The following is a 14,064-nucleotide window of genomic DNA, read 5'->3' on the forward strand; positions in this document are numbered from 1 at the left end:
GCAGCGATCACGCGGCTCACCAGTCCGGCGCGTTCGGCTTCGGCGGCGTCCATCATCCGGCCGGTCAGGCACATTTCCATCGCCTTCGCCTTGCCGACCGCACGCGCCAGGCGCTGCGACCCGCCCATGCCGGGCGAGACGCCCAGCTTGATCTCGGGCTGGCCGAACTTCGCGGTGTCGGCGGCCAGGATGAAGTCGCACATCATCGCCACTTCGCACCCGCCGCCCAGCGCATAGCCCGCGACCGCGGCGATGATCGGCTTGCGCGTGCGGGTGAACTGGTCCCAGCCCGCGAAAAAGTCATGGCCGTACATGTCGGCGAAGCCCCGGGTCTGCATCTCCTTGATGTCCGCGCCCGCGGCGAACGCCTTGGCCGAACCGGTCAGCACCGCGCAGCCGAGCGCCGGGTCGGCATCGAAGGCCCGCATGACGTCGAGCAGCTCTGCCAGCACCTGGCTGTTGAGCGCGTTCAGCGCCTGGGGCCGGTTGAGCGTGACCAGCAGCACGCCGGGGGCGGGCGTTTCGGTCAAAAGGGTTTCGTAAGGCATTCAAATCTCCGCACAATGCAGCTTCACAATAGCCGTTCGGTTCGAGCGAAGTCGAGAAACGCGAGCCGGGCCGAACCGAAGGACGTTTCTCGACTTCGCTCGAAACGAACGGAAGGCAGGGTGCTCTTCGCGCTCAACCCGGCGTCCATTCCTGATCGGCTGGCAGTGGCGCGAAGATCTGGTCGATCAGGTGGTCACTGACCTCGTCGGCACTTGCCGGCTGCCAGCGGGGCGCATTGTCTTTCTCGACGATCACCGCGCGCACCCCTTCGATAAAGTCGTGGCGCTGGCACACGCGGGTCGCGACCGCATATTCCTGGCGCATCTCGTCTTCGAACGTCGGCATGGTCGCGCCGTCGAGCAGCAGCTTGAGCGAGACCTTCATCGTCTGTGGCGATTTGGTCCGCAGCGTCGCCAGCGTCTCTCCCGCGAAGTCGCTCGGGTCGCTCTCAAGCGCGGCGAGCACCTCCTCCAGTCGGTCGCTCGCAAAGAGCCGGTCGATCGCGCTCGCATGCGTAAAGATGCGCGCATGGGCGGGCGGTACCGAAAACTCGTCGAGGATCGCCGCAATGGACTGCGGATCGCGGACGATCTGACGCTTCACCTCCTCCAGGATGTCGCCCGACAGATAATGGGTGGCCAGGCCCAGCGCGAGGCACTCGGAGCCGTCCACGCGCGCGCCCGTCAGCGCCAGATACTGGCCGATCCGCTTGGGCAGGCGCGACAGGTACCAGCCGCCGCCGACATCGGGGAACAGGCCGATGCCGGTCTCCGGCATGGCGAGCCGGGTATTGTCGGTCGCGACCTTGAACCGCGCGGGCTGCGAAATGCCGACACCGCCGCCCATGGTGATGCCGTCCATGAACGCCACAACCGGCTTGGCATAGGTGAACAGCCAGTGGTTCATGCGATATTCTTCATGGAAGAACGCGCGCGCCGCCACGCCGTCGCCCGCGCCCGATGCGGCGATCATCCGAATGTCGCCACCGGCGCAGAAACCGCGGCCCTCGGCATGATCGATCATCACGGCCTCGACCGACGCGTCGTCCTGCCACGCCACCAGCGCCTCGTTGACCGCGGCGCACATCTCGGTCGTCAATGCATGGATGGCTTTGGGCCGGTTCAGCCGGATACGCCCGACCTTGCCGTCGAGCTGGGTGAGCACGTCTTCAGTCATGGCGCACCTTGTCTGTTCGGCTGGATCAGGTCCCACCGATTGCCGAATTTGTCGGCGAGCACGACGACGCGACCATATGGCTCGTGCCGCTCGGGTTCGAGGATGGCGACCCCGTTGGACCGCAGCCGCTCGACATCCGTATCAAGGTCCCCGCTTTCGAGGAAAAAGGCGACGCGGCCTGCGGCCTGACGTCCGATCACCACCCGCTCGGCATCATCCCTGGCCTCGGCAAGCCTGACGCGCATCCCGCCGGGCGTGCTGATTTCGACCCAGCGATGCCCGGAGACGTGCATCCCGTCCTCGGCGAGCGAGAAACCCCACTGCCCGGTATAGTGCGCGACCGCGTCACGCATTTCCGGCACGATCACGGTCACCATGAACAATGCGGGGCCGATCACTGGCGCAACAGGTCGCGGCCGACGATCATGCGCATCACCTGGTTGGTGCCCTCCAGGATCGAATGGACGCGCAGGTCGCGCCAGAAGCGTTCGATCGGATAGTCCATGAGGTAGCCATAGCCGCCATGCAGCTGGAGCGCGTCGTTGACCACCTTCGATCCCGTGTCGGTCGCCAGCCGCTTCGCCATCGCGGCAAAGCGCGTCTTGTCGGGCGCGTTGGCGGTCACCTTCGCGGCCGCGACATAGAGCAGCGCGCGCGCCGCCTCCAGCTCGGTCGCCATGTCGGCCAGCATGAACTGGGTGTTCTGAAAGTCCGCGATTGCCTGGCCGAACTGCTTCCTGTCCTTCACATAGCCGATCGCTTCATCGAGGCAGCGCTGCGCGCCGCCCAGCGAGCAGGCGCCGATGTTGAGCCGCCCGCCGTCGAGCCCCATCATCGCGATGCGAAACCCCTCGCCCTCACCGCCCACGAGATTCCCGACGGGCACGCGGACCTCCTCCAGGATTACCTGGGCGGTGGGCTGCGAATGCCAGCCGAGCTTGCGCTCATTCGCGCCGAAGCTGACACCCGGCATGTCCTTTTCGATCGCCAGGCAACTGATGCCCTTCGGCCCGTCCTCGCCGGTGCGGCACATGACGAGGTAGAGCTCGTTCTCGCCGCCGCCCGAGATGAACTGCTTGGTGCCGGTAACCACGAAATGGTCGCCGTCGCGCACCGCCCTTGTCTTCAGCGCGGCGGCGTCGGAGCCTGATGACGGCTCGGTCAGGCAATAGCTGGCGATCCATTCCATGCCGACCAGCTTGGGCAGGTATCGCGCCTTGAGGGTCGCGCTGCCGAAGCGGTCTATCATCCACGCGGCCATGTTGTGGATCGAGATGAACGCGCTGGTCGACGGGCAGCCATAGGCCATCGCCTCCATGATCAGCGCCGCCTCCAGCCGGCCCAGCCCGATGCCGCCTGATTCCTCTGACACATAGATTGCGGCAAAGCCGAGCTCCGCCGCCGCGCGGATCGTGTCGCGGGGGAAAATGTGCTTCTCGTCCCACTCAGCGGCGAACGGCGTGATGGTATCCGCGGTGAAGCGACGCGCGAGCTCCTGGATCTCGCGCTGGTCGTCGGTCAGATCAAACTGAGTCATGCCCATCCCTATTTCGCTGTTCGCGCGCGGAGCCAAGCCCGCGCCTCGTCCATGTCCAGAAAGACGCGGACATTGTCGCGCTTCATCACCCGTTCGGCCTGGAGCTTGTTGAGCGCGGAGCCGACGACGATCGCGGTCGGCCATGGCTCGCGCCCGGGGCCAGCCACCCGGATCCGCGCCAGCACCGCACCGACTTCCTCCGACTGGACGGGGAACGCGCGCGAATCGCTCAGCGTCCCGGTACATTTTTCGGCCAGGCGCAGGTCGCGGCCCGCATCCTGCAGCGCGGCTTCGAACGCCAGCGCGATGGGCAGCGTCCAGAATCCGCTCAGACGGAGGAACAGGATCGGGTCCCGCGGATCGAACCGAATGTCGAAATGCTCGGCATTGTTCATGGCGCGGCCTCGTGCAGCACACGCTGGCGGAACAGCCTGGCACCGATTTCAGGATCGTCGCGGTCGTACCAGCGGGGTGCGGGCAGCCCCTTTTCCCACGCCAGCATCTCGGTACGCGTCCCGTTGGCGGACGGCGTGTCGGGCGCGAGGCGGGCGATCGGATCGGCAAAGGCGGCGTCGGCGGTGATGATCGTCCAGCCCTTTGCGCGCAAGGCCCTGACAAGATCGGGCAGCCAGAGCGCCGCAAGGTCGGTTTCGTGCATCAGCATGACGTGCGCGGGGGAGCGGCCGAGGGTCTGGCGAGCGAGACCGTCATAATATTCCGCCGCGCCGACCAGGGTCTCGACATAGAGGTCGCGCAGCGCGGCGCGGTCGATTCGCTTGCCGGCTGCCTTGGCCTGCACCGCCAGCATCTCGAAATTCCAGTCCGAACCATCGGTGGTGACATAGGCATTGAGCAGGCCGCGCGCCGCCAGGCCCGCACGCACCGCGTCCCGCTTCGCCTTGTCCTTGCCGCCTTCGTCCAGATAGGGAAAGCGGAACCAGGGACGATAGCCGGGTCGCCCCTTCAGCCACGCCTGCGAACGGTCGATGCCGGCGAGATACGCGTCCGCGCGCGTCGCGCGCAGCGCCGGATGCGCGAAGCTGTGGTCGGCGATGACATGGCCTGCGGCGACATAGGCGGCGATGTGGCGCTCGCCGTCGCCGCGATCGGGCTTGACGACATTGCCCGGGATAACGAAAAACGCCGCTTGCCGCACGCCCGCCGCCTTGAGCGCGGCGATCAGACGCCTGGTTCGCTGGTCGGGGGTCAGGAACGCGCCGGGCTGGCGCGGCACATCGTCAAAGGTCAGCGCGATACGTTTGTCCTGCGCCTGCGCAGGCGCACCGCACGTGAAAAGCGCGATCAGCAGCAGGATGACCCGGCGCACGATCATCCCATCGTCGGGATCACGAACGCGTTGCTGCCGTCGGGCGCGCCGTCGGGCCAGCGTTGCGTCACCGTCTTCACCTTGGTCCAGAAGCGGACACCCTCCATCCCGTGCTGGTTGGTGTCGCCGAACGCGCTGCGCTTCCACCCGCCGAACGTATGATAGGCGACCGGCACCGGGATCGGCACGTTGATGCCGACCATGCCGACATTCACCCGAGCGGCGAATTCGCGTGCAGCATGGCCGTTGCGGGTGAAGATCGCGACGCCGTTGCCATATTGGTGGGCGCTGGGCAGCCGCACCGCTTCCTCGAAATCGGCCGCCCGGACGATCTGGAGTACGGGACCGAAGATTTCCTCGCGATAGCTCGCCATGTCCGGGGTCACTCGGTCGAACAGGCTGGGGCCGATGAAGAAGCCCTGTTCGTGACCCTGGAGCGTGAAGCCGCGGCCGTCGATCACCAGCTCCGCGCCCTCGTCAATGCCGGTCTGGATCCAGTCCTCGACGCGTTTTTTGTGCGCAGCATTTACCACCGGGCCGTAATGCGCCTCCGCATCGGTCGACACGCCCACCCGCAGCGCATGAATTGCCGGAATCAGCTTTTCGCGGAGCCGGTCGGCCGTCTGCGCGCCCACTGGCACCACCACCGGCAGCGCCATGCAGCGTTCGCCCGCGCTGCCGAATGCCGCACCGGCGAGATCGGCGACGACCTGGTCAAGGTCGGCATCGGGCATGACGATGCCGTGGTTCTTCGCGCCACCCATCGCCTGCACGCGTTTGCCCGCAGCGACGCCGCGCCGATAAACATAATGCGCGATGTCCGACGATCCCACGAAGCTGACCGCGCCGATCGCCGGGTGGTCGAGAATCGCGTCGACCATCTCCTTGTCGCCATGCACGACCTGAAGCACGCCCTCGGGCAGCCCGGCCTCGCGCATGAGTTCGGCGAGGCGCACCGGCACGCTGGGGTCGCGTTCCGACGGCTTGAGGATGAAGGCGTTGCCGCACGCGATCGCGACACCGAACATCCACATCGGGATCATCGCGGGAAAATTGAACGGGGTGATGCCGGCACCGATGCCCAGCGGCTGGCGCATCGAGTAGACGTCGATGCCCGGCCCGGCACCCTGGGTATATTCGCCCTTCAGGACGTGCGGGATGCCGCAGGCGAATTCGATGACCTCCAGCCCGCGCTGGATGTCGCCCCTGGCATCCGCGATCACCTTGCCATGTTCGGAGGACAGCATGTGGGCGAGCGCGTCCATGTTCGCCTCGACCAGTTCCTTGAAACGGAACATGACGCGCGCCCGGCGCTGCGGGTTGGTCGCCGCCCAGCCGGGCTGCGCCGCCTGTGCCGCGGCGACCGCTGCGTCGAGCACCGCCTGATCGCCCAGCACGACATGCGCCTGCACCGCGCCCGAATTTGGGTCGAATACCTCGCCACGGCGAGTCGCCGCGCCGCCGGGCTGGCTGACGACGAAATGGTCGATCACATGCATCAAACTCTCCAGCGGGCTTTCGCGTTCGGCCGTTACGGCTCTTAGCTCGGGCTTTTGCCCAGCGGGGGCGGCATTACAAGCCTTGCGCGCTCACAACTTCCGCAAAATCGCGGCAAATTGCTCCACATCGCGTGCGGTCTGGTACAGGCCAAAGCCGATCCGCAGCACGTCGCCGCGCACGTCGGTGATGACGCCGTCTGCCAGCAGCGCCGCCTGCCAGCGTGGCGCGTCGGGATGGCGCAGCGCCATGAAGCGTTCCGTCCCGGTCCCGGGCGGGTTGAGCCATTCGGCCTCGCCGAGCGCGGTCGCGGGCAACCCGGCACGGAGCTGATCGCGCAGCATGATCGCATGCGCGGTGATCGCGCGCGTATCCAGCCCCTCATCCGCCAGCATGTCGCGCACCGCGACGAAGCGGTATAGACCCGACGGATCGAAGGTCGCCCCCATGAACCGCCGCGCGTCGGGAGCAAAGCCGATCCGGCCCGGCGGTACGGCCAGATCCTCGAACTCGGCATACCAGCCGGTGATCCCCGGGCGCGGCACATGGCCCGGCGGCGCGTGCATGATTGCCACACCCTCCCCTGCCATCGCGTATTTATAGCCACCGGCGAGGTAAAAGACCCTGTCGGCAAGGGGGGCTAGGCCGGTTTCGACCGCCATGAAGCCGTGATAGCCGTCGACGACCACCCATGGCCCATCGGGCCGCGCCAACGCCGCCACCGGCGCAAGATCGCCGGCCAGCCGGCCAGTGCCGAACATCACCTGGCTGACCAGAATGATGTCAGGCGCGAAAGCGCCGGTACGCGCGACGATCCCGTCCGTCCCTTCGCCCGCGGGCACGCGCGCCACGATCGCCTCCCCCGATTCCTCCCAGCGCAATGCCTGGCGGCGAAAGCTGTGGAACTCGCCATCGCTGGTCAGGATGCGCACCGGACGGTGCGGCACGCTCAGGATCAGGCGGACGAGGAAATCGTGCGTGTTGCCCGCGAACACGACGGTCGCGGGGTCGGGCAGATTGAGCTCGGCCGCGACGTGCGCCTGTGCCGCCGGCCACAGTTCGTCCAGCACGCGGTCCCATTTGCGATCGGCGAGCCGCGCAGCATCGGTCCAGGCGGCGAGCTGGCCGACATAGCTCGCGTCGGGCCACAGATGGTGGCTGTGCGCGGCGAAGTGCAGCCGTTCGGGATCGGCGGCGATCGCGCGCTGGAACAGATGCTTGTAACTGGCGGTCACAACAGTGTCCGCAGCGACCAGAGTTCGGGAAAGGCACGCTTGCGCAGCGTCGATTCGAGATAGGGGACGCCGGCGGTCCCGCCGGTGCCGCGCTTGCCACCGATGATGCGGCTGACCGTCAGGACATGCTTGTGCCGCCACGCCGCCAGCGCATCATCCAGGTCGACCAGCTTTTCCGCGAGCTGATAAAGCCCCCACCAGCGTTCGGTCTCGCGATACACCTGCGCCCACGCCGCCTCGACCTGGGGATCGGGGACATAGGGCTGCGTCCAGTCGCGCGCCAGCGCGGTGTCGGGAAGCGCAAAACCGGCGCGGGCGAGCGCGGCGTTCGCCTCGTCCCACACGCTCGGCCGGGCAGCGGCGGCGGCGGTCAGCGGCCCGTGGCGCGCGCCCTCGCGGATCCCCAGCATCACTTCGACGGCGCGGAACTGGTCGGATTGGAAGCCCGAGCTGGTGCCCAGCACATGGCGAAAGCGCGTGTAGTCGGACGGGGTCATGGTCGCCAGCACATCCCAGGACAGCGTCATCACCGACTGGATGCGCGAGACCCGCGCCAGGCTTTTATAGGCTTCGACCAGCCGATCCCCGTGGATCAGGTCGAGCGTCAGGGTCAGCTCCGCGATCGCCTGCTTCAGCCACAGTTCCTTGGTCTGATGGATGATGATGAACAGCAGCTCGTCATGACGATCGGAAATCGCATGCTGCGCGGTCAGGATCTGGTCGAGCGCAAGATAGCGATCATAGGTCATCGGGGGTTCGGTCATCCGGCGTCGCGCTCCGATCGCGGCGCAGCGGCGGGGACCGCCGCGTTGCGCCAGCGCGCGACGGGAACGACCTCATCGCCATCGGCACCCCGCCGTCGCTGGATCAGCGTCGCCAGCTGCTGGCGGGTGTCGCCGATCGTCGCCCGCGTCCATACCCAGAATGTGTCGGAGGAAAAGCGCGTGCCGGCGGGCGGCGAGAGCTGGGCATCGGCGAAATCGCTCAGCACCAGCTGGCCGTTGCGTGCACGGATCGCCAGCAGCCGTTCGGCCGCCGCATTGTCGGGAAACAGATAGCGCAGCATCTCCGGCGTGGCGGCATTCAGGTTGATCGCCGTGTCGCCCGGCAGGGCGGTTACCAGCCGCTCCAGCCGTGCCGCGACATCCGGGGCCACCCCCGCCAGCCGCAGCGGGCGCAGATCGCTGACCGGGCCATATTGGCGAACGAACCCGATCGCCTGGATGATCTCGTCGCGCGACAAGCCAGCGTAGGTGCCGATATTCTCGAACATCGTCACCGCACCCGCATCGCCGCTCAGCACGTTGTTGATGTTGAACCGGTCCTGCGCGTCGGCGATCGCAAGCTCGAAAGTGCCGCCGTCGATCTCGACGCGCTGCTGCGCGACGGCACCCCAGGGTTCGCCGCGATAATCGACATCGGCGGCGTCCGCCATGTCACGGCGCAGCGCGGCGAGCGCCGACAATTCGCCGCCGCGCGCGATCGCCGCCGCGCGCGCCGCTTCGCGCCCGCGCAGCCCCTGATCCAGTGCAAGCTCCTCGCGGTTGATCATCAACAGCACCAGCCCCGCCGCGATGGCGACGAACAACAGGACGTTGACCAGGATCATGCCCTGCTCGCCGGGCGAACGGCTTCCATGCGTCATTGTTCGCCCCCGACGCGTGGTCGCGCCGGCAGCGCGACGATCCGGCGCAGCAGGCCCTGTGGCCCGCTGCCCGGGGCAAGCGTCACCTCCATCTCGATCGCGCGCGGCCAGCGTTCGGCACTGTCGGGATCGGGTGGCCATGCCGTGCGCCAATCCTGATCGAGATAACGCCACCGCGCCGCGGCGATCCCGGGAAGCACCAATTGCGGCCGGCCGGCGACCACGCGGAACAGCCCGCCGGCCGCGCTTTGATAGCGAATAGGCAATGGCGGCCCACCCTGACCGGGTGCGACGCGCATGAACGAAACCGCCGCGGCATCGCCGGCAATCGGGCCGTTGGTCACCTGATCCAGGTCGCTCGCCACGGCGAACATCGCGCGATTGACCTGCGCCATGCGATCGAGCCGCGCTTCGGTGCGGCGCTGGACGCCCAGGATGCCGTCGACCATGGCGATGCCCGCCACCGCGATCAGCGCGAACAGGCCGAGCGAGATGACCAGCTCGATCAGCGTAAAGCCGGCGCTGGCATGTCCGGGAAGCTCATGCGTGGTCGGACGCTCGCTCATGTGCCCTGCGCGACAGCGACCTTTTCATACACGCCGTTGGTGGCGGCCAGGATCGCGAACTGGCGCGCGCAGCTGCCATCGGTGCGAAAGCGGACCGGCCCCGTCACGCATTCGAAGCCGCGCGGATTGAGCAGCCCGTCCCGGCTGAGCAGGTCCTGGGCGCGCAACCCGCTGACGATCGTCGCCGCGTCATAGGCGAGCGCCGCGATCGCGCCCGGGTTGCCGCCGTGACGCGCCTCGAACCGGCTGGCGAAGCTGTCGAAACGATCGGGATCGGGGCTGGCCATCCACGCCCCTTCGAGCGCAGCGATCGCCGCCGGCTGATAATCCAGCGCCTGCACGGTCACCAGCAACTGGACGCCGGTGCTGCGCAGGTTGCGCGCCGCCGCCAGCGCGGCTTCGCCGCCGCCGGGCACCAGGACCGCATCGGGCGCGTCGCCGAGGTTGGGCGCGGGCTGGCCGGCAATCACATCGGCCGCTCGGACCGTCATGCCGAGTTCGGCCTGCACCGAGATGGCGGCGGCCGCCGATGCCGCAGACCACGCCCCGCCATCGCCCAGAACCAGCACGTCGCGCACGCCGCGCGAGCGCGCGTAACGCAGCATCGCGGTCGTTGCCTGGCTGGCAGTGATCCCGAACACATGCGCGCCCGGCGCCTGCACCGCCCGATCGTTGGTAAAGGCGAGCACGGGCACGCGCCCGCCCGCCGCCGTGGCGACCGCACCCGCCTCCTCCGACAGCAGCGGACCCAGGATCATCGCGCATTTGCGGCGCAGCGCCGCCTGTGCCGCCTGCGCCGCGCCGGCCGCGGTGCCGCCGGTGTCGAACTGGACAAGCGCGCCGGGCGCATTTTCGACGAGCGAGGCCGCCTGCGCCATGCTAAGGCCCAGCGCCGCGCGCGGACCGGTGAGCGGCAGCAGCAGCGCGACCGGCCGCTTGTCGGGCTTCGGCTTGGCGGCGGGTGCAGTCGCGGCGTGCGCGAGCAAGGGAGTGGACGACAGTGCAGCCGACGACAGCACCAGGCCGGTTTGCAGCAGCTTCAGCGTTTCACGACGGTTCATCACCGGCTCCGGAGTCGGCAAATTTCGAGGGTCGCCGGCGTCTTATCCTGTTCGCCGGGATCGGCATAGCCTCGTATCTGCTCGCGATGGTCGTGACCATGCCCGCCAGCATCATCATCCGCAACAAACCCTGGCGCACGGGCGTGTCGGGCACGATATGGCACGGGGAGGTCGGCGTCGCGGGCGGAAGCACGCTGCGCTGGGACTTCGCACCACTGCGCTCGCTGACCAGTCTCGGGCTCGCCGCGGACTGGCGCGCGACGGGCGTGAACACCGATCTCGGCGGGCGCATCCTCGTCCGGCCCGGCCGTTGGGTGCTCGATGCGGTCAGCGGCTCGGCGGACGCCCGGCTGATCGAGGCCGCGTGGCCCGACCTGGGCTTCACCTGCGATCTGACCATGCAGGTCGAGATGAAGAAACTGGTGCTCGGCAGCGGCGGCGGTCAACGCGCGGAAGGGACGATCGTTACCGATCCCGGCGCCTGCACCCTCGCGCGCGGGGGCACGACGAGCCCGGTCGAGGCGCTGCGCCTGACCGCCGAGCCGATCGGCAATGAAAGCCGTATCCGCCTGACCCCACAGACGCAGCGGCTGAAGACGCTCGTTGATGCGTCGCTCGGCGAAGACGGCACGCTGTCGGTCAGGATGACGCCCGACGGTGCGGCCGCGCTGCCCTTTACCGGCATTCCGGCGGGCGCAAGCATCCGGGGATCGCTGTAGGCCGATCGGCCCGACAGGGTCACTGGTTCGGGCAGGTGTGCCCGCCCCTAAATCTGCACCAGATTGTTGAGGTTGATGATCGGCAGCAGGATGGCGAGGACCATCAGCAGCACCAGCCCGCCCATCACCAGCAGCACCAGCGGCTCGACCAGCGCGACCAGGGTCGAGACCAGCGCGTCCAGCTCGCGCTGCAGTTCGTTCGACGCACGGCCGAGCGCCGGGGCGAGACGGCCGCTCGATTCGCCCGAGGCGACGATCGCCACCAGCATCGTCGGGAACACGCCCGCCTCGGTCATCGCCCCGCGCAGGCTGACCCCCTCGCGCACGCGCGCGGCGACACCCAGCGCCTTCTCGCGCACCCACAAATTGGGCGTGACGGCAGCAGCCGCCTGCAGCGCCTCCACCAGCGGCACCGCGCTTTCCACCAGCGTGGCGAGCGAGCCCGCGAAACGCGCAGCGTTGAACTGGCGACTGAAGCGCGCGAACGGCCGATGCGCGTTGAACCAGCGATGGACGCGCAGCCGGTTCTCCGGCCGCCGGTTCCAGCGCCCGAACAGCACGAAACCAGCCAGCGCCGCGATCACGACGATCAGTCCGTAATTCTGGATGAAGGCGCTCATCGCGATGAGTGCGCGGGTGAGGAAGGGCAAGTCGGCCCCGCGCGAGACAAAGACGCGGACGATGTCGGGCACGACATAGACCATCAGCAGCACCATCATGCCGAAGCTGACCGCCGCGAGCAGCGCGGGGTAAAGCAAGGCGAGCTGCAGCTTCTGGCCATTGGCGTGGCGGGTTTCCACGAACTCGGCCAGGTGGTTGAGGACGTGGGTGAGCTTGCCCGACTGCTCGCCCGCCGCGACCGAGGCGCGGTAGAAATCGGGAAAGGCGCGCGGATACTGGCCGAGCGCGGCAGCGAAGCTTCGGCCGTCGAGGATCGCGCCGCGCACATTGAGCAGCAGCGAATTGATCGCCGGCACTTCGGACTGGGTGGCGACCAGCCGGAGCGATTCCTCGATCGGGATGTCGGAACCGACCAATGTCGCGATCTGGCGCGTGATCGTTGCCAGCTGGCGCGCGTTCGGCCCGCGCCGTCCCAGGCCCGGCAGCCGGATCGCGCCGGCTGCAGGCCCGCGATCATTGGCGGGTTCGACCCGCAGCGGCAGCAGCGCCTGTTCACGCAGCAGCGCGCGCGCCGCGGCGGGCGACGAAGCTTCGATGATGCCCTTTTTTTCCGCACCGCTCCGGTCGGCGGCACGCCAGGCATAGGCAGTCATGGGCCGCAATCCTCACCCGATGTCGACGCGCGCTTTAAGCACAGCCGCATGACGGGCGACAGCCCCGCCGACGGATAGTCGAAGCGACTATTTGCGATCGCGCGGCGGCGGACCAGTGTCGCGGCGACCTTGACCGTGTCGACGGAGGACATTGACGATGACCGCGATCAACAGCGTTTCCCCCGCGATTGCCGACCGCCCTTCGCTGCCGGCGGATCCGCTGCCGCTCGATCGACTGGGCCGCGTCGATACCGATGCAATCGGTCGCGAGATCACGGCGCTGGCAGCGCAGGACCCGGCCGCCGCGCTCGCCCGCTTCAATCAGGCGGCACCTGCCCTCACCCCGGTGCAAACCGGGGAGCTGATGCGCGAAACGATGATCGCCGACATCCCCCTGCCGTCGGTTCCCGAAATCCCGGGCATCCCGACGCTGCCGAGACTGCCCGGCCTGCCGCGCCTGCCCAGCGCCGCGGAGCTCGCGCGCATGGGAACCGACCAGCTGAAGCGATTGGCGGATGCGGTCAGCGAACGACTCGCCGCACTTCCGCACGGTGCCGCCGACGCGCTTGCCGATTCGATGCGGGGCGACCGGGCCCGCCCGCTCACGCCGGACGAGCGTAGCGCCGTTCGCGCCGCCTATGGCAACCGGGTCGACCTCGATAATGTGCGCATCGTCAATGGTGCGGGCTACTCCCCGGCCGCGCATGCGGCGTTCCGAATCGGCGGCAATCCGGCGATCACGATCGGCGACACGATTTACCTGGCACCGAGGTCCTATTCGTCCGACCTTGGTCAGCCCGGCGCGGAGCGTGAGCTGCTGCTTCACGAATTCGCCCATGTCGTACAGTATGAAGAGATGGGCTATGGTTCGTTCGGGGCGAAATATGCCAGCGACCTGGCTGCGCACGGGGGCGACCGCAACGCCGTCTACCGGTATGACGAGCGCCAGACGACCTTTGCGCAGGAGACGATCGAGGGTCAGGCCGAAATGGTCGGCGATTATGCCCGCGTGCGCGAATCCACCCGGCCGGAGGATCAGGCGAAAATCCGCGATCTTGAGCGGCGTCTGGAGGGCACGGGCATCTATGGCCTTTGAGCGTCGGCGAGGCGCCGTCCTCGCCGCGGCCGCGCTGATCGCGCTCGCGGGCTGCCAGCAGGGCGTGGAGATCGACGTCGATCAGCGCGGCGGCGAGGTTCGGCTCAACATCCGGCGCGCATCCGGCGACGACCCGCCCTGCATCGACAGCGTCAGCGTCTATCCCGCCGCCCCCGCCGACGCATTGCCGGTGTGGGACATCAGCCAGGATTCGCGCAGCACCGCCTGCGTGAACGTGTTTGTCTACGGCATGCCCCCCGCCGGCTTCGGCAGCGACGGGGCAGCTCCACTGCGCCCGGGCGCGCGATATCGGGTGAGGGTCGCCGGGATGGGCCTGTCCGGCGCGGTCGAGTTCGACTATCGCCCCGACCCGCGCTGATCC

Annotated in this window: 17 protein-coding genes; 3 read left to right on the forward strand and 14 right to left on the reverse strand. The window is 68.1% G+C overall.

Annotated elements, in window-relative coordinates; genetic code table 11:
* The 12 genes from AX709_RS00445 to AX709_RS00500 all read right to left on the reverse strand — a co-directional run.
* Positions 1-548: enoyl-CoA hydratase-related protein (locus tag AX709_RS00445; protein WP_066545597.1), on the reverse strand; the 548-nt coding region annotated here is incomplete at its 3' end.
* A 133-nt stretch (positions 549-681) separates the two neighbouring features.
* Positions 682-1,725, reverse strand: a complete 1,044-nt coding sequence (locus AX709_RS00450) for an enoyl-CoA hydratase/isomerase family protein (RefSeq protein ID WP_066545600.1) — start codon at positions 1,723-1,725, stop codon at positions 682-684.
* On the reverse strand, positions 1,722-2,102 hold the full coding sequence (locus AX709_RS00455) for a VOC family protein (protein ID WP_156454084.1): 381 nt from the start codon (positions 2,100-2,102) through the stop codon (positions 1,722-1,724). Before AX709_RS00455 ends, AX709_RS00450 begins: the two co-directional genes overlap by 4 nt.
* 17 nt (positions 2,103-2,119) lie before the next feature.
* The gene (locus AX709_RS00460) at positions 2,120-3,262 is read right to left on the reverse strand and encodes an acyl-CoA dehydrogenase family protein (protein ID WP_066545718.1); all 1,143 of its coding nucleotides are present in this window, start codon (positions 3,260-3,262) and stop codon (positions 2,120-2,122) included.
* An 8-nt stretch (positions 3,263-3,270) separates the two neighbouring features.
* Positions 3,271-3,657: a hypothetical protein gene (locus AX709_RS00465; RefSeq protein ID WP_066545606.1), complete on the reverse strand. Its 387-nt coding sequence runs from the start codon at positions 3,655-3,657 to the stop codon at positions 3,271-3,273.
* Positions 3,654-4,595 carry a polysaccharide deacetylase family protein gene (locus AX709_RS00470; RefSeq protein WP_066545608.1) on the reverse strand — a complete coding sequence of 314 codons (942 nt, stop codon included), beginning with the start codon at positions 4,593-4,595 and terminating at the stop codon, positions 3,654-3,656. Before AX709_RS00470 ends, AX709_RS00465 begins: the two co-directional genes overlap by 4 nt.
* Positions 4,592-6,088 carry a CoA-acylating methylmalonate-semialdehyde dehydrogenase gene (locus tag AX709_RS00475; RefSeq protein ID WP_066545612.1) on the reverse strand — a complete coding sequence of 499 codons (1,497 nt, stop codon included), beginning with the start codon at positions 6,086-6,088 and terminating at the stop codon, positions 4,592-4,594. The genes AX709_RS00470 and AX709_RS00475 overlap by 4 nt, the downstream gene beginning before the upstream one ends.
* Positions 6,089-6,178: 90 nt before the next feature.
* Complete coding sequence (locus AX709_RS00480) at positions 6,179-7,321, reverse strand: kynureninase/PvdN C-terminal domain-containing protein (protein WP_066545615.1); 1,143 nt, start codon at positions 7,319-7,321, stop codon at positions 6,179-6,181.
* On the reverse strand, positions 7,318-8,085 hold the full coding sequence (locus AX709_RS00485) for a tryptophan 2,3-dioxygenase (RefSeq protein WP_066545626.1): 768 nt from the start codon (positions 8,083-8,085) through the stop codon (positions 7,318-7,320). Before AX709_RS00485 ends, AX709_RS00480 begins: the two co-directional genes overlap by 4 nt.
* Positions 8,082-8,966 (reverse strand): general secretion pathway protein GspK, encoded by an 885-nt coding sequence (locus tag AX709_RS00490; protein WP_066545628.1) that lies wholly within the window; start codon positions 8,964-8,966, stop codon positions 8,082-8,084. Before AX709_RS00490 ends, AX709_RS00485 begins: the two co-directional genes overlap by 4 nt.
* A complete protein-coding gene (locus AX709_RS00495) occupies positions 8,963-9,532 on the reverse strand; it encodes a type II secretion system protein GspJ (protein ID WP_066545629.1) in 570 nt (189 codons plus the stop codon). Before AX709_RS00495 ends, AX709_RS00490 begins: the two co-directional genes overlap by 4 nt.
* On the reverse strand, positions 9,529-10,593 hold the full coding sequence (locus tag AX709_RS00500; RefSeq protein WP_066545631.1) for an ABC transporter substrate-binding protein: 1,065 nt from the start codon (positions 10,591-10,593) through the stop codon (positions 9,529-9,531). Before AX709_RS00500 ends, AX709_RS00495 begins: the two co-directional genes overlap by 4 nt.
* Positions 10,594-10,691: 98 nt before the next feature.
* Here AX709_RS00500 and gspN point away from each other — a divergent pair, with 98 nt between their 5' ends.
* Complete coding sequence (gspN, locus tag AX709_RS00505; protein ID WP_231727374.1) at positions 10,692-11,312, forward strand: type II secretion system protein N; 621 nt, start codon at positions 10,692-10,694, stop codon at positions 11,310-11,312.
* Between the two features lie 47 nt (positions 11,313-11,359).
* Here the strand turns inward: gspN and AX709_RS00510 are convergent, their stop codons facing one another.
* Together AX709_RS00510 and AX709_RS18445 are read right to left on the reverse strand one after the other, a co-directional pair.
* Positions 11,360-12,586, reverse strand: coding sequence for a type II secretion system F family protein (locus tag AX709_RS00510; RefSeq protein WP_066482440.1), 1,227 nt, complete (start codon positions 12,584-12,586; stop codon positions 11,360-11,362).
* Positions 12,583-12,738, reverse strand: a complete 156-nt coding sequence (locus tag AX709_RS18445) for a hypothetical protein (RefSeq protein WP_156437829.1) — start codon at positions 12,736-12,738, stop codon at positions 12,583-12,585. The genes AX709_RS00510 and AX709_RS18445 overlap by 4 nt, the downstream gene beginning before the upstream one ends.
* 5 nt (positions 12,739-12,743) lie before the next feature.
* Between AX709_RS18445 and AX709_RS00515 the strand changes: the two genes are divergently transcribed.
* Entirely contained in the window at positions 12,744-13,682 is a 939-nt protein-coding gene (locus AX709_RS00515) for an eCIS core domain-containing protein (protein WP_066545636.1), read from the forward strand.
* A complete protein-coding gene (locus tag AX709_RS00520) occupies positions 13,672-14,061 on the forward strand; it encodes a hypothetical protein (protein ID WP_066545639.1) in 390 nt (129 codons plus the stop codon). Before AX709_RS00515 ends, AX709_RS00520 begins: the two co-directional genes overlap by 11 nt.
* Positions 14,062-14,064: the final 3 nt, after the last annotated feature.

This window comes from Sphingomonas sp. CCH15-F11, assembly GCF_001557005.1.
Lineage (GTDB): Bacteria > Pseudomonadota > Alphaproteobacteria > Sphingomonadales > Sphingomonadaceae > Sphingomonas.

Coding starts and splice junctions, on each gene's coding strand:
- gspN (WP_231727374.1), top strand. CDS start 10,692: ATGCCCGCCAGCATCATCATCCGCAACAAACCCTGGCGCACGGGCGTG.
- AX709_RS00455 (WP_156454084.1), bottom strand. CDS start 2,102: ATGGTGACCGTGATCGTGCCGGAAATGCGTGACGCGGTCGCGCACTAT.
- AX709_RS00490 (WP_066545628.1), bottom strand. CDS start 8,966: ATGACGCATGGAAGCCGTTCGCCCGGCGAGCAGGGCATGATCCTGGTC.
- AX709_RS18445 (WP_156437829.1), bottom strand. CDS start 12,738: ATGTCCTCCGTCGACACGGTCAAGGTCGCCGCGACACTGGTCCGCCGC.
- AX709_RS00450 (WP_066545600.1), bottom strand. CDS start 1,725: ATGACTGAAGACGTGCTCACCCAGCTCGACGGCAAGGTCGGGCGTATC.
- AX709_RS00495 (WP_066545629.1), bottom strand. CDS start 9,532: ATGAGCGAGCGTCCGACCACGCATGAGCTTCCCGGACATGCCAGCGCC.
- AX709_RS00500 (WP_066545631.1), bottom strand. CDS start 10,593: ATGAACCGTCGTGAAACGCTGAAGCTGCTGCAAACCGGCCTGGTGCTG.
- AX709_RS00475 (WP_066545612.1), bottom strand. CDS start 6,088: ATGCATGTGATCGACCATTTCGTCGTCAGCCAGCCCGGCGGCGCGGCG.
- AX709_RS00510 (WP_066482440.1), bottom strand. CDS start 12,586: ATGACTGCCTATGCCTGGCGTGCCGCCGACCGGAGCGGTGCGGAAAAA.
- AX709_RS00470 (WP_066545608.1), bottom strand. CDS start 4,595: ATGATCGTGCGCCGGGTCATCCTGCTGCTGATCGCGCTTTTCACGTGC.
- AX709_RS00515 (WP_066545636.1), top strand. CDS start 12,744: ATGACCGCGATCAACAGCGTTTCCCCCGCGATTGCCGACCGCCCTTCG.
- AX709_RS00520 (WP_066545639.1), top strand. CDS start 13,672: ATGGCCTTTGAGCGTCGGCGAGGCGCCGTCCTCGCCGCGGCCGCGCTG.
- AX709_RS00460 (WP_066545718.1), bottom strand. CDS start 3,262: ATGACTCAGTTTGATCTGACCGACGACCAGCGCGAGATCCAGGAGCTC.
- AX709_RS00485 (WP_066545626.1), bottom strand. CDS start 8,085: ATGACCGAACCCCCGATGACCTATGATCGCTATCTTGCGCTCGACCAG.
- AX709_RS00465 (WP_066545606.1), bottom strand. CDS start 3,657: ATGAACAATGCCGAGCATTTCGACATTCGGTTCGATCCGCGGGACCCG.